Raw genomic sequence first — 23,995 nt, 5'->3', positions numbered from 1 at the left:
ATCACCCGCGGGGCCGGAGGCCTACTCCACGGTGACGTCGATCGTGTGCCAGCCCGTTGCTCCGTCCGGGGCGGGCTGGGCCGCCGCCTCGGTCTGGGTGACCAGGTCCGCGTTGGTGGCCCGGACCCGCAGCCGGTGCCGCCCGGGACTCGCCGTCCAGTCGTAACGCCACTGTCGCCAGGTGTCCGCCGTGTCCTGGGCGGCGAGGACCGCGGCCTGCCAGGCCCCGTCGTCCACCTGGACCTCGACCTTGGCGATGCCCACGTGCTCCTGCCAGGCCAGCCCCGCCACGGTCACGGGCCCGGCCTTCACGGTGGCGCCGTCCTTCGGCACGTCGATGCGCGAGCCGGTCTTCACCGGCCCCTTCGCCGACCAGCCACGCGGCGTCCAGTAGCCCTCGGCCCGGTCGAAGCGGGTGACCTCCAGGTCGACGACCCACTTGGTGGCCGACACGTACCCGTACAACCCGGGCACGACGATCCGCACCGGGAACCCGTGCTCGAAGGGCAGGGGTTCGCCGTTCATGCCGATCGCGAGCAGGGCGTCGCGCCCGTCGGTGAGCACGTCGAGCGGCGTCCCGGCGGTGAACCCGTCGCTGGACGTCGACAGCACCATGTCGGCCTCGGCGCTCGGCCCGGCCTGCTCCAGGAGCCCCTTGATCGGCAGGCCCAGCCAGCGCGCGTTGCTGGTCAGGTCCCCGCCGACGGGGTTGGAGACGCACATCAGCGTGATGTCCCGCTCCACGAGCCGACCGGCCAGCAGCTGGTCCCAGGTGAGCGTGATCTCGCGGCGCACCAGGCCGTGGATGCGCAGCGACCAGTCCTCGGCGGTCAGCAGCGGGGTCACCAAGGCGGTGTCGATCCGGTAGAAATCGGCGTTCGACGTCACGAAGGGTTCGAGCCCGTCGATCTTCAGGTCGGCACCGGCCGGGACGGCGGGTGCGGGGCTGCTCGGGGCGGGCAGCCGGACGGCGGAGCGCGAGTCCTGGGCCCCGCGCAACCGGCCGCCGAGCACCTGGCCGAGGCCACCCAGCAGGACCCCGCCGACGCCCACGACGCCGAGGCCGGTGAAGGCCCGACGGCGCAGCGCCTGCTCGTAGGGGGCCTGGACGGCATCTCCCTCGTCGCGCACGTAGGCCGCCACGTCCAGCCACTCGCGGGCGATGCGGGCCAGCCAGTTCAGGACGAAGAACCCCACGAGGCCGCCGAGCAGGCTGGGCGCGACGGCCAGCATCCCGGCGTCCGGCCGGGTGGCGGCCGCCAGCGCGGCGAGCGCCCCGAGACCGAGCACCACCCACGGCGCCAGCTTCGAGTCGCGGACCGCGAGAACGCCCGCGAACGCCGAGAGCAGGAGCGCCACGACCAGGGCCCCGCCGAGCAGGACCTGCTTGTCGTGGACGCCGAAGGTGTTCTTGGCGAAGGTGACGAGCCAGTGCGGGCTGAAGTCGATCAGGGCGTCACCCAGGACGATCAGCGGGGCGCTGGTCTGAGCCACGAGGCCCGCGACCAGCTGCGCGGCCCCCAGCCCGCCGATCCCGGCGGCGGCCCCGACGAGCGCGCCCGTCGTCGTCCGGCGCCGCTGCGCCCCGGGCGATGGCGGGGATTCCTGGACGACGGAGGCTTCGGTCACGACCTCATCATCGCCCCCCGGCGGCCGAGCTGAAGGTTCGGGGAGCGCTCAGCGGCGAGGTGTCACCGGATCGTCAGAACCGGCGCTCAGGCCCCGGTGGCGGCCAGCAGCTCCGGCAGCTGGGCGGCCAGTTCACGGAAGGCCTTGCCGCGGTGGCTGATGGCGTCCTTCTCCTCGGCGCTCAGCTCGGCGTTGGTGCGCCGCCCGCCGTCGGCCACGAAGATCGGGTCGTACCCGAAACCGCCGCCGCCGAACGGTTCCCGCGTGAGGCGCCCCGTCATCTCGCCGATCACGACGTGCTCCGGGCCGGCGGGCAGGGCGAGCGCGGCGGCGCAGACGAAGCGGGCGCCGCGGTGCGCGTCGGGGACGTCACCCAACTGGGCGAGCAGGAGCGCGAGGTTCGCGGCGTCGTCCCCGTGCGTCCCGGCCCAGCGGGCCGAGAACACCCCGGGCGCCCCGCCGAGCACGTCGACGGAGATCCCCGAGTCGTCGGCGATGGCCGGCAGCCCGGTGGCCGTGGCCGCGGAACGGGCCTTCAGGAGCGCGTTCTCGGCGAACGTGACGCCGTCCTCGACGACGTCGGGGGCGTCGTCCGGCAGGCCGACCACCTCGAGGTCCCGCGCGCCGTCGAGCCCACCCAGGATCCTGCGCAGCTCGCCGACCTTGTGCGCGTTGCGGGTCGCCAGCACGACCCTCATCGGGCCAGCGCCTCCGCCTGCAGCTGGGCCAGCCGGCCGCAGCCGGCGACGGCCAGGTCGAGCAGGGCGTCGAGCTCGGAACGGTCGAACGGCACGCCCTCGGCGGTGCCCTGCACCTCGACGAACCGGCCGTCGGCGGTGCACACGACGTTCATGTCGGTGTCGGCGGTGACGTCCTCGTCGTAGCAGAGGTCGAGCACCGGGCGGCCGCCCACGACGCCGACGCTGACGGCGCTGACCGACTGGATCAGCGGCTGGGCGCTCGCCTTCACCCAGCCCTTGCGGGTGGCGAACGCGACGGCGTCGGCCAGGGCGACGTAGGCGCCGGTGATGGCCGCGGTCCGGGTACCGCCGTCGGCCTGCAGGACGTCGCAGTCGAGCACGATCGTGTTCTCGCCCAGCTGCTTGGTGTCGACGACGGCCCGCAGGCTGCGCCCGATCAGCCGGGAGATCTCGTGCGTGCGGCCCCCGATCTTGCCCTTCACGGACTCGCGGTCGCTGCGGGTGTTGGTGGAGCGCGGCAGCATCGCGTACTCGGCGGTGACCCACCCCTCACCGGACCCGCGGCGCCAGCGCGGCACGCCCTCGGTCAGCGAGGCGGCGCACAGGACGCGGGTGCGGCCGAACTCGACCAGGACGCTGCCCTCGGCGTGGTCGAGCCAGTTGCGGGTGATCTTCACGTCGCGCAGGTCGCCGGGCGCCCGCCCGTCGGTGCGGGCCGTGGTGGTCTCGTCGATGATGGTGATCGGCACGGGGTTCAGCTTAGGCGCGCCACCTGGGCCCGCCCTAAACGAGGCGCTACGCGCGGACGGGCTTGCGGGCCTTCTTCGGCGCGGTCACCGGGACGCCCACGTCGAGCTGCAGCCCGCTGTGCGCGACCTCGATCGGCCCCGCGTACGTCTCGACGGCCTCGCCGCGGGCCACGCCGGGGTCGGTCCAGACCGGCAGGTGGGTGAGGACCAGCCGCCCGACCCCGGCCTCGGTCGCGGTCTGTCCCGCGCGCCGGCCGGTCAGGTGGATGCCGTGCGCGTCGTCGTCCCGGCCCTCGGTGAAGGAGGCCTCGCAGAGGAAGACGTCGGCGTCGCGGGCGACCTCGGTCAGCCCCGCGCAGGCGTCGGTGTCGCCCGAGTAGGCGAGGACCGCCGTCCGGTCTCCGCTGCGCGCCTCCACCCGCAGCGCGAACGCGGTGACGGGATGCCGGACCAGGCGCGGGGTGATGGTGAACGGGCCGACCCGGAAGGTGCCGCCGTCGGCCAGTTCGCGGACGTCGTAGACGTTCTCCAACTCGCCGGCCGCATCGGGGCCGTAGGCCTGCAGCACCCGGTCGAAGGTGCCGGCCGGGCCGTACACCGGCAGCGCGGGCGCGGGGCGGTTCAGCGAGGGGGCGTAGCGGCGCGCGACGTACAGCCCGCACAGGTCCATGAAGTGGTCCGGGTGCAGGTGCGAGATGACGACCGCGTCCAGGGACAACGGGTCGGCGTAGCGCTGCAGGGCGCCCAGCGCGCCGCTGCCCAGGTCGAGCAGCACGCGCCACGTGCGCGGGGACCCGTCGGGACCGGGGCCGGTGGCCTCCACCAGGTAGCTGGACGCGGGGCTCTCCGGGCCGGGGAACGAGCCGCTGCACCCGATGATCGTGAGTCTCATCGCCTCGCTCCTCCTCGCCGCCACGCCTCGAGGGTAGGGCGAAAAGCTGCTGTTCGGCGCGCCGAGGGGACGTGAGTCCCGCCTCTTCCAGCGATCTTGGAACCGGTTGCCCACAGGCGACGCGCCCTTCCCCGCCGGACACGCTTAAGCTGTGGGGGTGTCGGTCGCCCCGGTCGAGCTGGAACAGCCTGACGTCGAAGAACGCCTGGCTCCCGATGTGCCCTGGGTCACAATCGTGTGGAACGATCCGGTGAACACGATGTCGTACGTCACCTACGTCTTCCAGAGCTACTTCGGCTACTCCAAGTCGAAGGCCGAGAGGCTCATGCGCGACGTGCACGAGAAGGGTCAGGCGGCGGTCTCGAACGGTTCGCGCGAGGAGATGGAGCGCGACACCCAGGCCATGCACGAGTACGGCCTGTGGGCCACGTTCAGCAAGGACGACTGATGCTGCCGTTCAGCGCCGAGCGGGCCGGCCGGCGGGGTCCGAAGGCCGTCCTCGTCTCCCTGGGTGCACCCGAGCGTGAGCTGCTGCTGCGCCTCCTCGAGGAACTGCAGGAGCTGCTGGACGACGGGTCGTCCGACACTCCCGTCGACCCGCTGGCCGAACTGACCGGGATGAGCGGCGTCGAGGGTCCGGTCGCCCCTCCGGAGGACCCGGCGCTGGCCCGGCTGCTGCCCGACGGCAACCGCGACGACCCGGAGCTCGCGCAGGAGTACCGGCGGCTGACGGAGTTCGGGTTGCGGGCCCGGAAGCGGTCGGCGGCCGCGACCGCGGCGGAGGCGCTGCACCGGTCCGCACCCGTCGTCCTGGCCCCGGACGAGGCGCAGTGCCTGCTGAAGTCGATGACCGACCTGCGCCTGGTGTTCGGTGAGCGGCTGCACCTGAAGACCGACGAGGACGCCGAGGCGCTGCACCAGCGGCTGATGGGCTGGGGCGACGAGCCGGAGACCGAGGAGTGGCTGAGCGCCGCCGCCCAGTACGAGCTGCTCACCGTCTGGCAGGAGTACCTGGTCGAAGCCGTCAGCCAGGCGCGCTGAATGTCCTCCCCCGCAGCGCTCTTCACCGACCGGTACGAACTGACCATGCTGCAGGCGGCGCTGCGCAGCGGGGCCGCGCACCGGCGCTGCACGTTCGAGGTCTTCGCCCGGCGCCTGCCGGCCGGGCGCCGTTACGGCGTGGTCGCCGGGACGGGCCGGCTGCTCGACGAGCTGACCGACTTCCGCTTCGGCGACGCCGAACTCGCTGTGCTGGCGCGGGATTCAGTGGTGGACGCCGAGACCCTGCGCTGGCTGGAGGGTTTCCGGTTCACCGGGAACATCTGGGGTTACGCCGAGGGCGACGTGTACCTGCCGGACTCCCCCGTACTCACCGTCGAGGGGTCGTTCGCCGAGGCGGTGCTGCTGGAGACGCTGGTGCTGTCCGTGCTGAACCACGACAGCGCGGTCGCCGCGGCCGCCGCCCGGATGGTGGGGGCCGCGGCTGGGCGGCCGTGCCTGGAGATGGGGTCGCGGCGCACGCACGAGGAGGCCGCGGTGGCCGCGGCCCGGGCCGCGTACCTGGTCGGCTTCGCCGGGACGTCGAACCTCGCCGCCGGGGCCCGCTACGGCGTGCCGACCATCGGCACCGCGGCGCACGCCTTCACCCTGCTGCACGACAGCGAGGAGGCGGCGTTCGCGGCGCAGGTCGCGTCGCTGGGGCGGTCGACGACGTTGCTGGTCGACACGTACGACGTGGCCCTGGGCGTGGAGACCGCGGTGAAGGTGGCCGGGCCGGAACTCGGTGCCGTACGGCTGGACTCGGGTGACCTGCTCGAGCAGGCGCAGGCCGTCCGGGCCCAGCTGGACGCTCTGGGCAACCCGGCCACGAAGATCGTGGTGACCAGCGACCTCGACGAGTTCGCGATCGCGGCGCTGGCCGCGGCGCCCGTCGACAGCTACGGCGTGGGCACGTCGCTGGTCACGGGGTCCGGGGCCCCGACCGCCGGGATGGTCTACAAGCTGGTCGAGCGGGAGGACGCGTCGGGCGAGCTGCGGCCCGTGGCGAAACGCTCCGACGGCAAGGTCGGGCACGGCGGGCGCAAGGGCGCGTGGCGGCGGCACGACGAATCGGGGGCCGCGGTCGAGGAGCTCCTCGCGGTGGGACCTTTCGAACCGCGAGGCACGGACCGCCCGTTGCAGGGGCCGCTCGTCGAGGGCGGTTCCGTCCTGGAGCGACCGACCCTGGCCGAGAGCCGGGCCCGGCACGAGACTGCAGTGGCGGCGTTGCCCGCGTCGGCCCGGCAGCTGTCGCGGGGCGAACCCGCGATCCCGACCACGTTCCTCCCGGAGGGTTGACCATGCGAGCACTGATCATCGTCGACGTCCAGAACGACTTCTGCGAGGGCGGTTCCCTGGCCGTGGCCGGAGGGGCGGCCGTCGCCTCGTCCATCACCGCGCACGTGCGCGCGAGCGGCTACGACGCGGTGGTCGGCACCCTCGACTGGCACGTCGACCCCGGCACCCACTTCAGTGACCACCCCGACTACGTCGACTCCTGGCCCGCGCACTGCGTGGTCGGCACGTCCGGTTCGCAGCCGCACCCGGCGATCGACCAGTCGCTGGTCGAGACGTACTTCCGCAAGGGCCGGCACGAGGCGGCGTACTCGGGTTTCGAGGGGGCCGCCGACGGCCCGGACGGCACGCCCGTCGGCCTGGCCGACTGGTTGCGGGCCCGGTCGGTCGACGCGGTCGACGTGGTCGGCATCGCGACCGACCACTGTGTCCGGGCCACCGCGCTGGACGCCGCCCGCGAGGGTTTCGACACCACGGTGCTGCTCGACCTGACGGCCGGGGTCGCCCCGGACACGACCGAGGCCGCGCTCGAAGCGATGCGCGCCGCCGGGGTCACGATCGCCTGAAGGATCGCGCTCAGAACACCTTGCCGGGGTTGAGGATGCCCTGAGGGTCGAAGGCGCGTTTCACCTCGCGGTGCAGGTTCAGTGACACCGGGCCGATCTCGCGGGCCAGCCACTCCTTCTTCAGCACCCCGACCCCGTGCTCACCGGTGATCGTGCCGCCCAGGTCCAGCCCCAGCCGCATGATCTCGTCGAACGACCACTGCGCGCGGCGCGCCTGCTCGGGGTCCGCCGCGTCGAAAACGACCGTCGGGTGCATGTTCCCGTCCCCGGCGTGACCCGGGACGCCGATCGTCAGGCCGGTCTCGCGGGCCACCTTCGCGACGCCGTCCATCAGCTCGGCCAGCCGCGAACGCGGCACGCAGACGTCGTCGATCATCGTCGTCCCGAGCGCCTCGAAGGCCAGCAGCACGCAGCGGCGCGCGGCCATCAGCAGCTCCCCCTCGGCGGGGTCGTCGGCCTCGATCACGTCGGTCGCCCCGGCCTGCGTAGCCAGCGCCGCGATCCGCGCCACCTCGGCCCGGCCCGCGTCGCCGCCCAGGTCGCTCTGGGCCAGCAGCATGGCCTCGCAGTCGAGCGGCAGGTCCTGGTGCAGGTAGGCGGCCGACGCGACGATCGAGGCGGCGTCCATGATCTCCAGCAGGCTCGGCACCAGTCCCGCGGCCACCACGTCGCTGACCGCCTGCGCGGCGGCCGCCGTCGAGGCGAACAGCGCCGCCACGGTGTGCGGTCGCGCCGACTCGGGCCGCAGCGCCAGCGTCGCCTCGGTGATCACCCCGAGCGTGCCCTCACTGCCCACGATGAGCTTGGTCAGGTCGTAGCCGGCCACGCCCTTCACCGTGCGCCGCCCGGTCCGCAGGACCTCGCCGCTCGCCAGGACGACCTCCAGGCCGAGGACGTAGTCCGTGGTCACGCCGTACTTCACGCAGCACAACCCGCCCGAGTTGGTGGACAGGTTGCCGCCGATCGAGCAGAACTCCCAGGACGACGGGTCGGGCGGGTAGAACAGCCCGCGCGCGGCGACCGCCCGGGACAGGTCGGCGTTGAAGATGCCGGGCTGGACGACGACGAGCCGGTTCGCGGGGTCGATCTCCAGCACCCGGTTCATCCGTTCGGTGCCCAGCACGAGGCCACCGTCGACGGCGTTGGCGGCCCCGCTCAGCCCCGAGCGGGCCCCCTGCGGGACGACGGGCGTGCCGGTCTGCGAGGCGATCCGCAGCGTGGTCGCGACCTGGTCGGTGGTGCGGGGCAGGACGACGGCGGCGGGGACACCGGCCGGGCAGAACATGGCCCGGTCGTAGCGGTAGCCCTCGGTCCGGTCGGGGGCGGTGACCACGACGTCGTCGGGCAGCACCTCGCGCAGCCGGTCGACGACGTCCATCCACCCACGATAGGCGCCCGCACCGCCTTCGGGTACGGCCCGACCGCCTCCGGTTCTGCGACCGGGACCGACCCCGCCTGGGCCGCGGTCGGACGGTTCAGTCGACCAGTTCAGGAGCGGAACGCGTCCGGATCCGCCAGTTTCCAGTCCGCGGCCCAGCTCTCGCGCGGGTCGGTGACGAGCTCGCCCGGGGCCAGCCACTCGAAGAGCCGGTCGTAGCCGGCGGTGGTGGTGTGGTCGACGCGGCGCATCAGATGCCCGGGCCGGATGTCGCGGGGCGACTCCAACCCGATCGCCGCGGTCAGCTGCAGCACCTGCTGCAGGGTGGCCTCCTGGTACCGCTGGACCCGCAGGCTCTTGTCGCCGACGTCCAGGGCCCGAGCCCGCTTCGGGTCCTGCGTGGCGACTCCGACCGGGCAGGTGTTGGTGTGGCACTTCTGGGCCTGGATGCAGCCCACCGCCATCATCATGGCCCGCGCGGCGTTGGTGTAGTCGGCGCCCTGAGCCATGCGCTTCAGGACGTCCGACCCGGTGGCCACCTTCCCGCTGGCGCCGAGCGCGATGCGCTCCCGCAGGCCGGCTCCGACCAAGGCGTTGTGCACCGTGATGAGGCCCTCGGTGAGCGGGGTGCCGACATGGTCCTCGAACTCCAGCGGCGCGGCGCCGGTTCCACCCTCCGAGCCGTCGACCACGATGAAGTCCGGGGTGACGCCCTCGGCCAGCATCGCCTTGCAGATGGCGAGCACCTCGCGGCGGTCACCGACGCACAGCTTGAAGCCGGTGGGCTTTCCACCGGCGAGTTCGCGCATCCAGGCGATGAACAGGACCAGCTCGCGCGGGGTCGAGAAGACCCGGTGCGCCGCCGGACTGACGCACTTCTCACCGGCCGGCACCCCGCGCGCCTCGGCGATCTCCGACGTCACCTTCGGCCCTGGAAGAACTCCCCCGATGCCGGGTTTCGCGCCCTGGCTCAGTTTCAGCTCCACCATCTTCACCGCCGGGTGCGCCGCCTTGTCGGCGAACTGAGACGGGTCGAAGTCGCCGTCCTTCGTGCGGGTCCCGAAGTAGCCGGAGCCGATCTCCCAGACCAGGTCGCCGCCGTTCTCCAGGTGATACTTCGACAGCCCGCCCTCACCGGTGTCGTGGGCGAAACCGCCCAACCGGGCGCCGGTGTTCAGCGCGCGCAAGGCGTTGGCGGACAGGGCCCCGAAGCTCATCGCCGAGACGTTGAGCAGCGCCATCTCATAAGGCTGGGTGCAGTCGGGGCCGCCGATCCGCACGCGCGGCGGCGTCTGCAGCTGCTGCGCCGGAAACGTGCTGTGCAGGAGGTACTCGTAGCCGACGGCACCGACGTCCCGTTCGGTGCCGAACGCCTGCTCGCCGTGGATGCCCTTGGCCCGTTCGTAGATCACCGAGCGGACGTCGCGGTCGTAGGGCCGCCCGTCGTAGTTGCGCTCGATGAAGTACTGCTGGATCTCCGGCCGGATCGCCTCCATCAGGAACCGCAGGTGGCCCGCGAGCGGGTAGTTGCGCAGGATCGAGTGCTTCGACTGGAGCACGTCGTGCACGCCGAGCGCGACGGCGGCCAGCGCGGGGGCGCCCAGCAGCCACCACCACGGCGAGACGAGCACCGCCGCGACCACACTCGCGGCGGTGAGGGCGACGACCCCCAGCAGTGTCAGGACAGGTAGCACGGAAGGCCTTTCACAGGTTTCCCGGGTGCGGGCGGTACACGGTAGATACCGACGGGTCGATCACGCATCCCGAGAGAGCCGGTCCGGAGCCCGGCGCGCCCGACCGTTCAGGGTGCTGTCAGGTCCGCCGCCCCAGCCGCTCAGGTCGTCAGGGCCAGCCGGACGACGACCGCGCGGTGGTCGGTGCCCGGCACCCCGGTGACGCGGGCGTCGTCCACCCGTACCTGCGGGGTGACCAGCACGTGGTCGAGCCGGGTCAGCGCCGGCCAGGGCTTGTCGGCGGGCCAGGTGAAGGCCGGCGCCAGGCCGAGGGGCCCGCCGGGGACGACGTCGAGCGCGTCGGCGGTGCCCGCGGCCAGGATGCGGCGGAAGTGCGGGTGGTCGCGTGAGGCGTTGAAGTCCCCCGCGAACACCGCCGGCCCCGACGCCGTCCTGACCGCGGCGCGCACCGAGTCGAGGTCGTGGCGCCAGGCCTGCAGGTGCCCCGGCTGCGGCGCGGTGGTGTGCACCGCCGTCAGTTCGAACGAGCCGCCGGGCGCGTCGACCACCACCTGCGGCATCCGGTTGCGTCCACTGCGCAGCAGCCCGGCGGGGCGCAGCGGCCAGCGCGACCACACACCCGTGCCCATCCCGTAGGGCGCAGGATGCAGGTCCGTCTCCGTGAACCCCGCCTCCTCCAGACCGCCGCGCAACGCCGCGCTCAGCTGCGGCGTGAGCTCCTGCACCACCAGGACGTCGACATCGGCGGCCAGCTTCACCAGCGCGGCCGGGTCGGCCCGGCCGAAGAGGACGTTCACGCTGGCCAGCCGTACGGGGAGCCCGCCGGGGCCCTGCGGGGCACGCGCCGGCACGAACCAGGCGGCATGGACGGCGAACCCGGCCCACGCGACGAGGGCGGGCAACCAGCGACTCGTCGCCGCGGCCAGGACCGCCGTGGCCGCCCACGGCAGGAGGGCCCAGGGCGCGAACGCGGCCAGCTGGGGTACGGGCGTGTGGCTGCGGCGCAGGGTGCCCTCCAGCAACCGGGCGGCGGTCAGGGCCCCGGCCGGCAGGGCGAGCAGCACCAGCAACCAGTTCACGAGCACCGGTAGATGATCCGGCATCCGGCTGGGAGTCCGCTGAGCGGGGCCGCCGAACGGGTGACGGGCCGCGTGGTGAGAGGCTGGGTGCATGGCCGCACTGTTCGACGCCCAGGAGCTGGCCCGGGCCACCGAGGTGGTCCGCCGGCACGTGCCCGTCACCCCCACCTACGCCTGGCCCCGACTGGCCGAGGCGACCGGTGCCCACGTCTGGGTGAAGCACGAGAATCACACCCCGACGGGGGCTTTCAAGGTGCGCGGCGGGCTGGTGCTGGCCGATGAGCTGGTCGCCGGCGGGTTCAGCGGATCGCTGGTGTCGGCGACCCGCGGCAACCACGGGCAGAGCCTGTCGTACGCGGCCCGCGCCTACGGGCTCGAGGCGACCATCGTCGTCCCCGAGGGCAACGACCCCGACCAGAACGCGGCGATGCGGGCGTTCGGGGCCCGGGTCGTCGTCCACGGGCACGACTTCCAGGCCTCCCGGGAGCACGCGGCGGCGCTCGCCGAGCAGACCGGCGGCCTGTTGGTGCAGCCCTACCAGCCGGCCCTGGTGCGCGGTGTGGCCACCTACGCCGCCGAGCTGTTCGACGCCGTAGCCGCCGCCGGGGTGCGGCTGCGCACGGTGTTCGTGCCGATCGGGATGGGCTCGGGCGCCAGCGGCGTGATCGGCGTGCGCGACCTGCTCGGTCTCGACACGGAGGTCGTCGGGGTGGTCTCGTCCGGCGCACCGGCCTACGCGCTGTCGCTGGCCGCCGGGCACGTGGTCTCGACCAACACCGCGGTGACGATCGCGGACGGCGTGGCCACCCGCTCCCCCGACCCGCTGGCCTTCTCGGTGATCGCGGCCGGCATCGCCCGGATCGTGCAGGTGGACGACGACGCCGTGCGCCGGGCGGTCCGGCTCCTGTACGACGGCACGCACCAGGTCGCGGAGGGTGCGGGCGCGATCGCCCTGGCCGGGCTGGTGGCCGAGATCGAGGCGACGCCGGGGCGGCATCAGGGGGCGGACGTCGGGATCGTCCTCAGCGGAAGCAATCTCAGCGCGCCGCGCCTGGCGGAGATCCTCGCCCGCTGACTCCGGCGGCGTGCCCAACCAAAGCACAGAAGTTCGTCGTTTCCGGACCGGATTTCTGTGCTTTGGCTGGGCACGCCGCACGATCAGGAGAGTCTGCGACCGCGGGCCACGGCTTCGGCGTAGCGGCCGAGGAAGGCGCGCCGCCGGCCGTGGTCGGCCATCACGAAACGTTCCACCTCGAAGCGTTCATCTCGGATGGCGTCCTGACGCAGCTTCTCCTCCCATACGGCCGCGTCCGGGTCCTCGTCGTCGACCCGGTACTTCAGCCGGCCATCGGCCTCCGTCACGACCCGGTTCGCCTCGTCCATCAGGTCGACCCGGAACGCACCTCGGCGCGTGGCCACCCAGACCTGGGGGGTGGGCTCCGGGAACCCGCCCAGAACGATCACCGCTCTGGCCAGCGACTCCAGCACGCTCTCCGGACCACGCCGCACGTGTTCGGCTACCCAGCGCGCCGCGCGATTGCCCGAGGCACCGGGGGAACCTTCGAGATGCGCAAGGATCTCGAGCCGTCCGATGTCGCACCGCTGCAGGGCCACGTCACCGATCGCCAATCCCCACGTGGGGCCGAGCTGTCGAGCGCAATCGATGACGGTCCGGACGGGGTTCGTCAGCAGCAGACCGTCCCGGCTGACCACTTCGCCGTAGCCGAGGAACGAACGACGCAGCAGCACGTTCCCCTGCCGACCGGGCGCGCCCCGATGATCGAGGTCGCGAGGCAGGGACAGGATCGGGACATCTGGCGGGCCGTAGGGAAGTGGCCAACCCCGCAGGGCCGCGGCCGACGGGCCCACCGCCACGAGCATCGGATTGCGTCGCTGTCGCGCCCGAACCTTCAGTGCATGCCGCAACCGGCCGTCGGCATGAGCCCACAGACGTGCCGTCGTGAAGATCCCGCGACCGAGCGGAACGAGATAGCCCTTCTCCCGCGCCCATTGGATGCTTCGCCGACCGAAACCCGCTTCGACCAGCTCACTGTGCAGCGCGACACCACCCAGCGACTCGACGGTCGAGTGCAGCCTTTCCGCAAGACGGGTCACGCCGACCAGGATCGACACCCGGGAGGCGGTAGCGCCGAAACGACCTGTGGACGTGTGGACAAACCACCGGTCTTGACTGCTGTGGATTACTCGATCAGGCGGCATGCCTGCCCAGAGCACAGAAATTCTTTCCTCCGGCGTCGGATTTCTGTGCTCCGGCCGGGCACGCCGATGTGCAAACGTCGAGCGGTCAGGCGGACAGCTGGGCCCGAGCCAGGGCGACGATCTCGGCGTTGGTGTTGGCGTGCCCGGCGATCCCCCAGCCGCCCTCGACCGCCTCCGTCAGCAGCACCCAGGTGCGCTCGGCCAGCGTCGGGTCACCGGCGGCCTCGGCGACCAGGTCGGTCAGTTGCCGGACGACGGTCAGCTGCTTCTCGCGGTCGAGCGCGCCGGCGTTGGTCAGCACCTGGACCCGGACGTGCCGGTCGCTGCCGTCGACGTCGGACAGGTGCCCGGCGGGCAGCTCGTGCACGAAACCGGCCGTGTTCTGGCGGAACAGGGGAATGTCCGGGACCTGCTCGACGCCCTTGACCACGGCGGCGGCCCGCGTGGCCAGCGCGTGCGGGTCGGTGAACAGGCCGGCGGGCGCGTAGATATCGATCATCGGCATGGTTGAGCCTCGATTATGTAGGTCGTCATAACTGCCGACATCCTGTTCTATGACGTCTGACATAGTCAAGGGGGTGAGCCCGACGGCGAAGGACACGCGGGAGCGGATGGTGGAGGGCGCCGTCCGGCTCCTGGCCACCAAAGGCCTGCAGGGGGCCTCCCTGGGCGAGGTGCTGGAGGCCACCGGTGCGCCCCGCGGCTCGATCTACCACCACTTCCCCGGCGGCAAGGACGAACTGGTCGCCGCCGCGATGCAGGTGGTCGGCGACCGCACCCTGACCGACCTGCGCGCACTCAGCGGCGCCACCCCCGAGACCGTCACCGCCGCCTTCCTCGACAAGTGGCGAACCCTTTTGCTCGGCACGGACTTCCGGGCTGGATGCGGGGTGCTGGCGGTGACGGTCGCCGCCGAGCAGGGCCCTCTTCTGGACGCCGCGCGCGCGGTCTTCCGCGAATGGCGCGCCGCGCTGGCCGAGCTGTTCGTCGCCGGAGGCGCGGAAAGACCTGCGGCCGAATCGTTCTCGACCATCCTGCTGGCCGCGACCGAGGGTGCGGTGGTGCTGAGCCGGGCCGACCGCGGCATCGAGGCGTTCGAGACCGTGGCGGCCCAGCTCACACAGCAGGCCCGCACCCTCGGCTAGGGACTCAGGCGGGCACCGCGTCGGCCGCGGCCTGCAGCTCGGCGATCGACAGCTTGCCCATCCCCAGCATCGCCTGCATGGCCCGCTGCGCCCGGCCGGGGTCAGGGTCGCCCAGCAGCTCCGGCAGCACCGCCGGCACCACCTGCCAGGACAGGCCGAACCGGTCCTTCAGCCAGCCGCACGGCCCCTCCTCGCCCCCCGCGGACAGCGAGGACCAGTAGTGGTCGACCTCGACCTGGTCGGCGCACGGGATCTGGAACGACACGGCCTCCGTGAACGCGAACTCCGGGCCACCGTTCAGGGCCACGAAAGTCTGCCCGTCGAGCGAGAACTCGACCGTCATCACGGTGCCCTCGGGCCCGGGACCGGCCGGCCCGTACCGGGCCACGGACGTGATCGATGAGTTCGGGAACACGCTCGTGTACAGCTGGGCGGCCTCCTCGGCCTGCGTGTCGAACCAGAGGAACGGGACGGTGGTCATGGCTGCCTCCGCAGTCTCGGGGCGGGCGCTGCGCCCGCCGCTCAAGCAGTAGGACGACGCCCGCGCCCGGTTCTCATCGGTCGCCGCCGGGCGGCTCGGCCTTCGGGGCGTCCCGGCGCAGGGGACTCCCGGGCGGCGGCGCCTCCATGAACGGGCCGTCCTCGAAGGGAACGCCGCGCCCCCGGCACTCCGCACGCAGGACGGCCCGCGCATTGCGGTGGGCCGCCCGCCCGAACACGGCGAGCGGGCCGATCCGGGCGGGGGCGTTCGGTCCGGGGATCGCGAAGCGGCCACCCTTGGGCCGGATCATCAGACCCGCGGCGATCATCGGCCAGCCCGCGCCCGACCCGGCCCAACCCACCTCCAGGATGTCGGCCCACGCGTAGGTCACGGGATCCCGAGTGCGTTCCACCGTGATCCCCCGGTCATCGATCACGACCACGTCGAAGCGATGGACGACGACGGCCTGCGCGAAGGCGTAGGCCGGCACGAGGGCGTAGAGGGCATCCACGAGGACACCGACGCCGCCGAACCACAGCAACGCACCGGCGAGGGCGACGAAGAACAGGGCCCACAGCACGCCCAGGTACACGTTGCCGGCACCGATGGTGACCCGGTCCCCGTCCGCCATGATCCGACCGTAGGTCGGCGCCGGACATACCGCCCGGCGAGGAGTCGGAGCGGCCGGCCGTTCCCGTGCCGGCCCGAGGGGGGTCACCGGGCGGCGGAGACCGTCAGCAGTACCTCCGGTGCCGACGCCTGCCACCGGGCGGCGGCGACGCGTCGCAGTCCCTCACCGACCGCCGCCCCGTACGCGGGCCCGACCACGAGCAGGACGAGGCTCCAGGCCGTCGAGTGCATGACCAGCGCGGGGATCAGCAGGCCGAGCAGGGGCGCCAGGGCGGCCAGCTCACCCGCCAGCAGCAGCATCGACGTCCCGAAGGCCTGAAACCCGGCCCCCGACCCTCCGCCACCGCTGAAGGCGGTCGCGTTCTGCGGCATGGGCCACGCGGCGATCACGGCCTGGACGGCGGCCCCACCCAGACCGATCGCCAACAGCGCCAGCGCCATGCCCAGGGCCGAGGGCAGGTACCACCAGCCGTCGCCGAGGGCCGCGAGCACCAGCCCGGCGAGGACGACCAGCGGGACGGCGATCAGCGCCGCGGCGAGGTCGCCGCCGGCCAGGTCCCGGCGCGGGTCGCGCCGGTCGGTCCAGGTGGTGATCAACAGGTAGACGGCGGAACCGTCCATACCGAAACGGTTACCGGCCGTGGTGCCGCCGAGCAGACCGATCCCGATGATCAGGTAGACCAGGTGGGGCGAGACGCCGGAGCCGTTCGAGACGACGAACGGCAGCGCCACCACCACCGGCAGCAGCCCCGCGTAGGCGAGGGTGGCGAGCCGACGCGGATCGCGCGTGACGTAGCGCAGTTCCTTGGCCGCGACGGCCCCGGTGCGGCCGGCCGGCAGCGGCAGCAGGCGCGGCATCAACCCGCGGGCGCGGCGGGCGGATCGGCGCGCCTGGGTGGTCAGGTCGACCCGCTCGGCGGCCCGGGCCACGGTCCGCCCCCACACCACGACCAGCCCGGCCACGAGGGCCGCCGTCGCCACCAGGGACCCGACGGCCACCGCCGGCGACGCGGTGGGCGCCGCGGCGAGCCAACCGGCCGGCGTCCAGCGCACCGGCGAGGCGAACGAGTGCAGGTCGACGTCCCCGGCCGCCCGGGCATCGTTGAGGAACACCTGGACCCCGGCGTTGACCAGCTGGAACCCGAGGCCGAGCAGGACGACGAGCAGGACGCCGAGGTCGCGGCCGCGCCGGGAGCGCAGGGCCCCGGACAGGAGCGCGACGCACGTCCGGCTGAGCGTCACGCACAGCGCGAGCTGCAGGACGACGGCCACGACCGCGACGACGAGTGCCCCCGGTCCGTCGACGACGGTCAGCAGGCTCAGCGAGACCAGCAGCGTGAACGCTGCACCGACGCCGATCAGGGAGCCGACGCCGGAGACGATCACCCGCTGCGCACCGGTCAACGGCAGCAGGGCCAGCTTGGCCGGGTCGAGCAGGTCGTCGCTGACGAAGGTGAGCACCGGCAGGACGACCCAGGCCACCAGGAGCGCGTTGAACAGCAGCAGGGCGGCGTCCTGGGTACCCGACCCCGAGGCCCGGGCCGCGACCATGCCGAGCAGGATGAGCCCTCCCCAGAACAGGGCAGCGATCGAGCCGACGACGAGCGCGATCAACCGGGCCGTCCCGCCGCGGGTGCGGAAGGACCCGCGCAGCAGGGCGATCCGCAGCCGCAGGGCGATGCCGACCAGCTCCCGCAGGCTCACGTCGTCCCCAGCCAGCCGAGTTCGCTCGCCTCGCGGCGCCCACCGCCGACCAGGTCGACGAACACCTCCTCCAGAGGCCGTCCGCCCCGCACCTGCTCGACCGTCCCGGCGGCGAGCACCCGCCCGCCCGCGATCACGGCGACGTCGTCGCAGAGCCGTTCCACCAGCTCCATCACGTGGCTGGACAGGACGACCGTGCCCCCGCGTCCGGTGTAGGCGCGCAGCACCTCGCGGATCGTCCGGGCCGACACCGGGTCGACCGCCTCGAACGGCTCGTCCAGGAACAGCACCGGCGGGTTGTGCAGCAGCGCGCAGGCCAGCGCGACCTTCTTGCGCATCCCGGTGCTGTAGTCGACGACCAGCTGCGGGCCCGCGTCGGCCAGCCCGAGCGTGCCCAGCAGATCGGCCACCCGCTGCCCGAGCGCGGGCTCCGGCATTCCCCGCAGACGCCCGGTGAACGTGAGAAGCTCTCCGCCGGAAAGCCTTTCGAGCAGACGCAGACCCTCGGGCAGGACGCCGGTCCGCCGCTTGGCCTCCAGCGGGTCACGCCACACGTCGACCCCGTCCACCTCGGCCGTGCCGCCGTCGGGCCGCAGCAGCCCGGTGGCCATGCTCAGGGTCGTGGTCTTGCCCGCGCCGTTCGGGCCGACCAGCCCCAGGAACCGGCCCCGGCCGACGTCCAGGTCGATCCCGGCCACCGCCTGGACCGGCCCGAACCGCTTGACCAGCCCGCGCAACCGCACCGCCGGACCGTGACCCGGACCGTGACCCGCTGCTGCGTCAGCCCCCATGCGGGGAGGGTAACGGTCACCCGACCTTTCGCCCGGTGAGTCCTACTTCTGGCCGACGAACCACTTGCGCAGGGTGTCGATGCGCTTCTGCAGCTGTTCGGCCGACGCCTGAGGCACCTCCGGACCACCGCACACCGAGCGCAGGCTGGCGTGGACGACGCCGTGCGGCTGGCCGGTCCGCCGGGCCCAGGCCCCGACCAGCGAGTGCAGCTCCTTGCGGAGTGCGGCCAGCTGCCGGTGCCCGGACACCTCGACGACCGTCGGGCGCGCGGGCCCCGACTTGGCCTGCTGCTTGGCCTGCCGCTGGCGCAGCAGCGTCGTCACCTGGTCGGGTTCGAGCAGACCGGGGATGCCGAGGAAGTCCTGCTCCTCGTCGGAGCCGACCGCGGCCTCGGTGCCGAACTCCTGCTTGTCGAACAGCACCCGGTCGAACGTCGCCTCCGAGCCGAGTGCCTCCCAGGGCGTCTTCTCCAGCTCCCCGGAGGCCTTCTCCTCGCGGTTCGCCTCCGCCATCAGGGCGTCCTCGGGCGACCAGCCCTCGTCGTCGTCCCGCTTCGGCTTCTCCAGCGCGTGGTCGCGTTCGACCTCGAGCTGGGCCGCCAGGTCGAGCAGCACGGGCACGGACGGCAGGAAGATCGAGGCGGTCTCGCCGCGCTTGCGGGCCCGGACGTACCGGCCGACGGCCTGCGCGAAGAACAGGGGCGTCGACGTCGACGTCGCGTACACGCCCACGGCCAGCCGGGGCACGTCCACACCTTCGGAGACCATCCGGACGGCGACCATCCACCGCTGCTGGCCCTCGGCGAACTCCTCGATCCGTGCGGAGGCGCCGGCGTCGTCCGACAGCACGACCACGGCCGCCTCGCCGGTGATCTCGCGCAGGGTCTTCGCGTAGGCCCGCGCGACCTCCTGGTCGGTCGCGATCACCAGGCCCCCGGCGTCCGGCACGCCCCGGCGCACCTCGGTGAGCCGTTTGTCGGCGGCGGCCAGCACCGACGGGATCCACTCCCCCGTCGGGTTCAGCGCCGTGCGCCAGGCCTGACCGATCATGTCCTTGGTGAGCGGTTCACCGAGGCGCGCCGCGACCTCGTCGCCCGCGCTGGTGCGCCACCGCATCGCGCCCGAGTAGGCGAGGAACATGACCGGCCGCACCACGCCGTCCCGCAGCGCGCTGCCGTAGCCGTAGCTGTAGTCGGCCTTGGACCGGCGGACGCCGTCGGGCCCCTCCTCGTACTCCACGAACGGGATCGGGCTGGTGTCGGACCGGAACGGGGTACCGGTCAGCGCGAGCCGCCGGGTGGCCGGGTCGAACGCCTCGCGCACCGCGTCGCCCCAGCTGAGAGCGTCTCCGCCGTGGTGGATCTCGTCGAGGATGACCAGCGTGCGGCCGGCCTCGGTGCGGGCCCGGTGCAGCGCGGGCTTGCTGGCCACCTGCGCGTACGTGACGGCGACGCCGACGTACGAGGCGCCGTGCTGGCCCTGCGCGTTCGTGAAGTTCGGGTCGAGCTGGATGCCGACCTTGGCCGCCGCCTCGGCCCACTGGACCTTCAGGTGCTCGGTCGGGCAGACCACCGTGATGCGCTGCACGACGCGACGGGCCAGCAGCTCGGTGGCGATCCGCAGCGCGAACGTGGTCTTGCCGGCGCCGGGGGTCGCCACCGCGAGGAAGTCCTGCGGGTCGTTCTGCAGGTACGCGTCGAGCGCCTCCTGCTGCCAGGCCCGCAGCTTGGAGGCGGTACCCCAGGCGGCCCGGTCGGGGTAGGCCGGGGAGAGGTGGGAGGCAGCGGCGGTGCTGACGTGGAGGGGGTTGTGCTCGGTGCTCGACACGCTCACGTAGAAACCTGGCTCCGCTCTCGCTCTCGACCCTTGCTGCCCGGCCGCAGGCGAGGTTAATCGCTTCGGGCAAACGACATGCCCACCGCTCGGGGATGCTTCGCGACCCGGTTTTGCCGTGTTAGGTGGTGTCGCCGGTGACGCTCAGCGCGTCTGTGCAGGTGAGGCCACCAGGGCGCTCGGCCGGACGACGACCGCCAGGTCGCCGGGGACCCTCACCTCGGTCTCGCCCTCACCGGCCGCGACCTCGACGTAGGCCCCGTCCTGCAGCCGGTACGCGACCAGGGACGGCGTGACGGGGTCGACGACCCAGTAGTTGAGCACGCCCGCGTCGGCGTACTTCGCGTACTTCAGCACCAGGTCCTTGCGCCGGGTCGAGGGCGACAGCACCTCGACCGCCAGCAGCAGGGCCCCGGTGATGTGCCGTTCGCGGGCGTCCTCGTGCCGGAAGGCGAGCAGGTCGGGCTGCAGGGAGGTGCGCTCGTCGGGGCGCCAGTCGAGGGGCGCGAAGAGCACCTCGACACCGGGCGGGCAGGCGTCGACCAGCACCCGGTACAGCTCGCCGACGACCCGCTGGTGGCGGGGCACCGGCGCCGGGCAGACGAGCAGCAGGCCGTCGAGCAGTTCGTAGGAGAGGCCGTCGTCACCGCGGCCCTCGACGAACTCGTCGAGGTCGGCGACCGTCCATTCGTCCGTCACGCGCGGTATCACCGGCATGACGGACATGGTCTCGCCTGTCGGCCCCACTGTCATCCGCACCCCCCACCACTCTCCCGTTGATCATGCACAAACGCAGACTCCCTGCGTTGATCATGCACAAACGCAGACTCCGCGAAACGCGAACCTGCGTTTGCGCATGATCGACGGGGTTAGGTGGGGGTGAGGGTCAGCGTGACCACGCCGCCGGCCTTCGCGACCTCCTGGGCCGTCCGCAGCTGCAGCAGCCCGGGGTTGTCCGCCAGCACCCGCGCACCGTTGGCCAGCGCCCGGAGCGCCGCTGTCTCGCCCCGGGCCCGCTCGAGCGCCGCGAGCCCCTCCTGCCGCGCGGTGTGCAGCGCCAGGACGGCGTGGCGCACCTCGTGCGGGAGCGTCACATCCCGCAGCTCGACCCGCCGCACCTCGACGCCGACCTCGGCCGCCGGCTCGGTGAGCGCCGCCTGCAGTTCGGCCGCGATCCCGCCCCGATCGGCCGTGACCGCCGCCAGCTCCCGGGTCGCCACCGCGTCCCGCAGGGCCAGCTGCGCCGCCAGCCGGACCACGTCGAGCGGGTCGGCCGCGACGTCGAGGAACGCGAGCGGGTCGACCACGTGGAACAGCACGGCCACCGAGACCCGGACCCCGGGCACGTCGGCGGTCGCCAGCTCCTGCCCGGCCAGCACGAGGACCTGCCGGCGGACGTCGACCCGCTGCACCTCCCGCCGCCCGACCTGGAACCCGGTCCGCCCGACCCGGGGCAGCCGGTGGCGACCGGGCTCGAGCACCTGCACCGCGACGCCGTCGATCCGCACCACCGCGCGCGTTCCCGCGCGCACCGTCACCTTCACCGTGATCACCACCTCTCATCCGATTCGATACCGCCCGCCGCGAACCTGCCCGCGGTACCCGGTGCGGCGGAAGCGGCGGAGAACGATGATGAAACCCGTTCCGCAGAGCCACGAACCACCGGATTCACCGGGTGCCGCCCAAGAACGGGAGTTGAACCCGAGCAGCTTTGCAGGCTGCCGCCTCCTGAAAGGGCGGTGTCCTCGGATCGTTCGCGGGACGCCGTCCGGAACCTCCCTGGGCGCCGCTCCCCGAGCACGTCGACGACTATGGCAGTCGGACCACGTTCGCGGCCAATGGTTTTCAGGCAGTGCGGGCGCGCGGGGCGACGAGACCGGCGAACACCGCCACGGCCCCACCGGCCAGCCAGATACCCGTGAACAGGGCAGCGTCGCCGGCCACCGGGTCGTGCCAGGTCGCGAAAGCCGCTCCGGCCAGGCCGATCCCGAGAGCAGAGCCCAGCGCGTCGGACAGCTGAAGCGCCGCGGAGTTGACGCCCTTCTCGTGCGGCAACGACAGCCGCAGGGTCAACACGCTCACGCTGGCCATCCCCAGCCCCATGCCCAAGGCGGCGACGGCCCAGGCGACGGAGGCGAGCCACACGGGGACCTCGGGCCGGATCGTCGCGGTCATCGCCCACGTCGACAGACCGACGACGATCCCGGCGGCGCTGAGCAGGACGTGCCGAGGCACCGCGAGGTTCGGGCGGCCCTGGATGTACGACCCGACGGTCCAGCCGATCGCCCCGAGGCTGAGCGTGATCCCGGCCAGCGTGGGGCTCAGCCCGCGTTGGGTCACGAGCATCAGCGGCACGAACGACTCCACCCCGAAGAAGGCCATGCAGTACAGCCCACGCAGCGCGATCACGGTGGGCAGACCGCGCCCCAGCCGCGCCGTGCCGGGCGGGGTGAGCCTCGGGAACGCCAGGCCGGTGAGCACGGCCCCCGCGACGGTCGCGACGACGGGCAGGGCACCGCCGACCGTGTCGAGCGAACCGAGCCCCCACTGAAGCCCGCCGACGCCCACGGCGAGCGCCGCACCGGCGACGACCCGGGCGAGGGGCGACGTCCGGCCCGGGTCGTCGTTCCCCAGGTGCCGGACGCGCGGCAGCAGCGCCAGCGCGGGCGGCACCGTGAGCGGCGGGACGAGCAGGAACACCGCCCGCCAGGAGACGTGCTCGGCGAGGAATCCGGCCAGCGCCGGTCCGAGGATGCCGGGCAGCACCCAGCCGGCCGAGATCAGCGAGAACAGCCGGGGCTGCAGCTCTCCCGGGATGATCGCGGCGATCGCCACGTACATGCTGACGGCCAGCAGCCCGGCGCCCGCCCCGGCCACGGCCCGCCCGACCAGCAGCACCTCGAGCGACTCGGCGAGCCCGCACACGAGAAGACCGCCGCCGAACAGGGCCAGCCCCGCGGTCAGCGCCGGACGGGGGCCGGCGGCGTCGCCCCAGCTGCCGGCCAGCACCCCGCCCAGCAGGAACGGGGTGAGGAAGGCGGAGAAGACGAACCCGTACTCACGGATCGCCCCCAGGTCGCGCGCCACCACGGGCATCGCCGTCGAGATCGACATCGCCTCGAAGGCGATCAGGGTGACGAGACTCAGCAGGCCGAGCGTGGCCAGCAGGTGGGGCGGTCGCAGCAGCGATTCGTGCGGAGGCGGTGCCGACGCTGCCTCGCTCAGCCCTCAGCCCCGCCCGAGCCGCCGGAGCCGGACTTGTCGGAGCCGTCACCGCCCTCGGGGCGCAGGCCCTCGTAGATCTCCTTGCACATGGGGCAGACCGGGAACTTGTTCGGGTCGCGGCCGGGCACCCAGACCTTGCCGCACAGCGCCACCACGGGTTCGCCGGTCAGGGCCGACTCCAGCACCTTCTCCTTGCGGACGTAGTGCGCGAACCGCTCGTGGTCGCCCGGCTCGACCGGCTGCTCCAGCAGCTCGCGTTCCAGGACGGCGGTCGTGGACTGGTCGGGCGACGACAGCGGCGCCGGCTCGGGGTACGGGGTGCTCATGGGCGCGATTCTACGCGCGGACCGTCAGTTGAGACTGGGGTCGTCGGGGTAGCTGGAGACCATGGCCAGGCGGCCGCGCTGGCGGCGCAGCACGTCCCGCCAGAGCCGGTCGGGAGCGTCGCTGAACGCGTCGCGCGGTTCGGAGTCGACGACGAACCACGCCCCCTCGTCGATCTCCTCCTCCAGCTGCCCGGCCGACCAGCCGGCGTACCCGGCGAAGATGCGCAGGCCGGCCAGGTTGGCGGCGATCGCCTCCGGGGCGGCGTCGAGGTCGACCAGGCCGACCGAGCCCATCAGTAGGCGGATGCCGTCGGGTTGCGGGCGGTGCCCGGGCACGGCGACCAGCCCGAGCGCGGAGTCCAGTTCGACGGGCCCGCCCCGGAACAGGCGCCCCGGAGCGGTGGTGAACGGCTGCCAGGCGGGGAGCACGGTGGCCACGTCGAGCTCGGTGGGACGGTTCACGATCAGCCCGAGGGCGCCTTCGCGGCTGTGTTCGAGCATGAGAATGACACTGCGCCGGAAGTTCTCGTCCGTCAGGGTGGGGCTGGCGACGAGCAGGCGGCCGATCAATCGCCTGCTGTCGGGTGACATGGCTCCATCATCCCTGGCTCCCCCGGG

Annotated in this window: 25 protein-coding genes; 6 read left to right on the top strand and 19 right to left on the bottom strand. The window is 73.0% G+C overall.

Translation table 11 applies throughout. From position 1 onward, the window contains the following. Positions 1-21: 21 nt before the first annotated feature. The 4 genes from ACIB24_RS06760 to ACIB24_RS06745 form a co-directional block, all read right to left on the bottom strand. Positions 22-1,629: a molybdopterin-dependent oxidoreductase gene (locus tag ACIB24_RS06760; RefSeq protein ID WP_398277132.1), complete on the bottom strand. Its 1,608-nt coding sequence runs from the start codon at positions 1,627-1,629 to the stop codon at positions 22-24. Positions 1,630-1,715: 86 nt separating this feature from the next. Beyond that, positions 1,716-2,327: an RdgB/HAM1 family non-canonical purine NTP pyrophosphatase gene (gene rdgB, locus ACIB24_RS06755; RefSeq protein WP_398277129.1), complete on the bottom strand. Its 612-nt coding sequence runs from the start codon at positions 2,325-2,327 to the stop codon at positions 1,716-1,718. Next, a complete protein-coding gene (gene rph / locus ACIB24_RS06750; protein ID WP_398277126.1) occupies positions 2,324-3,079 on the bottom strand; it encodes a ribonuclease PH in 756 nt (251 codons plus the stop codon). Before rph ends, rdgB begins: the two co-directional genes overlap by 4 nt. Before the next feature lie 46 nt (positions 3,080-3,125). Beyond that, positions 3,126-3,971 carry an MBL fold metallo-hydrolase gene (locus tag ACIB24_RS06745; protein WP_398277123.1) on the bottom strand — a complete coding sequence of 282 codons (846 nt, stop codon included), beginning with the start codon at positions 3,969-3,971 and terminating at the stop codon, positions 3,126-3,128. A 157-nt stretch (positions 3,972-4,128) separates the two neighbouring features. On the opposite strand from ACIB24_RS06745, the gene clpS reads away from it, so the two are divergent. Genes clpS through ACIB24_RS06725 form a run of 4 tightly spaced genes read left to right on the top strand, consistent with a single transcriptional unit; the run spans position 4,129 to position 6,871 of the window. Further along, entirely contained in the window at positions 4,129-4,419 is a 291-nt protein-coding gene (clpS, locus tag ACIB24_RS06740; RefSeq protein ID WP_398277120.1) for an ATP-dependent Clp protease adapter ClpS, read from the top strand. After that, positions 4,419-5,012, top strand: a complete 594-nt coding sequence (locus ACIB24_RS06735; protein ID WP_398277117.1) for a DUF2017 family protein — start codon at positions 4,419-4,421, stop codon at positions 5,010-5,012. Before clpS ends, ACIB24_RS06735 begins: the two co-directional genes overlap by 1 nt. Next, complete coding sequence (locus tag ACIB24_RS06730; protein WP_398277114.1) at positions 5,013-6,308, top strand: nicotinate phosphoribosyltransferase; 1,296 nt, start codon at positions 5,013-5,015, stop codon at positions 6,306-6,308. Positions 6,309-6,310: 2 nt separating this feature from the next. Further along, the gene (locus ACIB24_RS06725) at positions 6,311-6,871 is read left to right on the top strand and encodes an isochorismatase family protein (protein WP_398277111.1); all 561 of its coding nucleotides are present in this window, start codon (positions 6,311-6,313) and stop codon (positions 6,869-6,871) included. A gap of 10 nt (positions 6,872-6,881) precedes the next feature. Here ACIB24_RS06725 and ACIB24_RS06720 read toward each other — a convergent pair whose 3' ends face one another. From ACIB24_RS06720 to ACIB24_RS06710, 3 genes are all read right to left on the bottom strand, one after another. Next, positions 6,882-8,249: an FAD-binding oxidoreductase gene (locus ACIB24_RS06720; RefSeq protein ID WP_398277108.1), complete on the bottom strand. Its 1,368-nt coding sequence runs from the start codon at positions 8,247-8,249 to the stop codon at positions 6,882-6,884. 110 nt (positions 8,250-8,359) lie between these two features. Beyond that, entirely contained in the window at positions 8,360-9,943 is a 1,584-nt protein-coding gene (locus ACIB24_RS06715) for an FMN-binding glutamate synthase family protein (protein ID WP_398277105.1), read from the bottom strand. A 140-nt stretch (positions 9,944-10,083) separates the two neighbouring features. Further along, a complete protein-coding gene (locus tag ACIB24_RS06710; protein WP_398277102.1) occupies positions 10,084-11,028 on the bottom strand; it encodes an endonuclease/exonuclease/phosphatase family protein in 945 nt (314 codons plus the stop codon). A 94-nt stretch (positions 11,029-11,122) separates the two neighbouring features. On the opposite strand from ACIB24_RS06710, the gene ACIB24_RS06705 reads away from it, so the two are divergent. Next, on the top strand, positions 11,123-12,097 hold the full coding sequence (locus ACIB24_RS06705) for a threonine dehydratase (RefSeq protein WP_398278739.1): 975 nt from the start codon (positions 11,123-11,125) through the stop codon (positions 12,095-12,097). Positions 12,098-12,180: 83 nt separating this feature from the next. On the opposite strand, the gene ACIB24_RS06700 is transcribed toward ACIB24_RS06705, so the two are convergent. Both ACIB24_RS06700 and ACIB24_RS06695 read right to left on the bottom strand, forming a co-directional pair. Beyond that, positions 12,181-13,155 carry a hypothetical protein gene (locus ACIB24_RS06700; RefSeq protein ID WP_398277099.1) on the bottom strand — a complete coding sequence of 325 codons (975 nt, stop codon included), beginning with the start codon at positions 13,153-13,155 and terminating at the stop codon, positions 12,181-12,183. 172 nt (positions 13,156-13,327) lie between these two features. Further along, positions 13,328-13,747 (bottom strand): 4-oxalocrotonate tautomerase family protein, encoded by a 420-nt coding sequence (locus ACIB24_RS06695; RefSeq protein WP_398277096.1) that lies wholly within the window; start codon positions 13,745-13,747, stop codon positions 13,328-13,330. A 73-nt stretch (positions 13,748-13,820) separates the two neighbouring features. On the opposite strand from ACIB24_RS06695, the gene ACIB24_RS06690 reads away from it, so the two are divergent. Further along, complete coding sequence (locus ACIB24_RS06690; protein ID WP_398277093.1) at positions 13,821-14,387, top strand: TetR/AcrR family transcriptional regulator; 567 nt, start codon at positions 13,821-13,823, stop codon at positions 14,385-14,387. Positions 14,388-14,391: 4 nt separating this feature from the next. Here the strand turns inward: ACIB24_RS06690 and ACIB24_RS06685 are convergent, their stop codons facing one another. From ACIB24_RS06685 to ACIB24_RS06640, 10 genes are all read right to left on the bottom strand, one after another. Then, on the bottom strand, positions 14,392-14,868 hold the full coding sequence (locus ACIB24_RS06685) for a VOC family protein (protein WP_398277090.1): 477 nt from the start codon (positions 14,866-14,868) through the stop codon (positions 14,392-14,394). A gap of 73 nt (positions 14,869-14,941) precedes the next feature. Next, positions 14,942-15,499 (bottom strand): hypothetical protein, encoded by a 558-nt coding sequence (locus tag ACIB24_RS06680; protein WP_398277087.1) that lies wholly within the window; start codon positions 15,497-15,499, stop codon positions 14,942-14,944. An 83-nt stretch (positions 15,500-15,582) separates the two neighbouring features. Beyond that, on the bottom strand, positions 15,583-17,202 hold the full coding sequence (locus ACIB24_RS06675) for a hypothetical protein (RefSeq protein WP_398277084.1): 1,620 nt from the start codon (positions 17,200-17,202) through the stop codon (positions 15,583-15,585). Continuing rightward, entirely contained in the window at positions 17,199-17,993 is a 795-nt protein-coding gene (locus tag ACIB24_RS06670; RefSeq protein ID WP_398277081.1) for an ABC transporter ATP-binding protein, read from the bottom strand. The genes ACIB24_RS06675 and ACIB24_RS06670 overlap by 4 nt, the downstream gene beginning before the upstream one ends. Before the next feature lie 42 nt (positions 17,994-18,035). Further along, the gene (locus ACIB24_RS06665; RefSeq protein WP_398277078.1) at positions 18,036-19,826 is read right to left on the bottom strand and encodes a DEAD/DEAH box helicase; all 1,791 of its coding nucleotides are present in this window, start codon (positions 19,824-19,826) and stop codon (positions 18,036-18,038) included. 144 nt (positions 19,827-19,970) lie between these two features. After that, complete coding sequence (locus tag ACIB24_RS06660) at positions 19,971-20,543, bottom strand: Uma2 family endonuclease (RefSeq protein WP_398277075.1); 573 nt, start codon at positions 20,541-20,543, stop codon at positions 19,971-19,973. A 152-nt stretch (positions 20,544-20,695) separates the two neighbouring features. Further along, positions 20,696-21,379 (bottom strand): slipin family protein, encoded by a 684-nt coding sequence (locus tag ACIB24_RS06655; RefSeq protein ID WP_398277072.1) that lies wholly within the window; start codon positions 21,377-21,379, stop codon positions 20,696-20,698. Positions 21,380-21,671: 292 nt separating this feature from the next. Continuing rightward, positions 21,672-22,958 (bottom strand): MFS transporter, encoded by a 1,287-nt coding sequence (locus ACIB24_RS06650; RefSeq protein WP_398278736.1) that lies wholly within the window; start codon positions 22,956-22,958, stop codon positions 21,672-21,674. Positions 22,959-23,047: 89 nt separating this feature from the next. After that, on the bottom strand, positions 23,048-23,377 hold the full coding sequence (locus ACIB24_RS06645; RefSeq protein ID WP_398277069.1) for a DUF3039 domain-containing protein: 330 nt from the start codon (positions 23,375-23,377) through the stop codon (positions 23,048-23,050). Positions 23,378-23,401: 24 nt separating this feature from the next. Then, the gene (locus ACIB24_RS06640; protein ID WP_398277066.1) at positions 23,402-23,968 is read right to left on the bottom strand and encodes a YqgE/AlgH family protein; all 567 of its coding nucleotides are present in this window, start codon (positions 23,966-23,968) and stop codon (positions 23,402-23,404) included. Positions 23,969-23,995 lie beyond the last annotated feature (27 nt).

This window comes from Spongisporangium articulatum, from assembly GCF_044465595.1.
GTDB lineage: Bacteria > Actinomycetota > Actinomycetes > Actinomycetales > Kineosporiaceae > Spongisporangium > Spongisporangium articulatum.
This window is presented reverse-complemented; position numbering and strand designations above follow the sequence as displayed.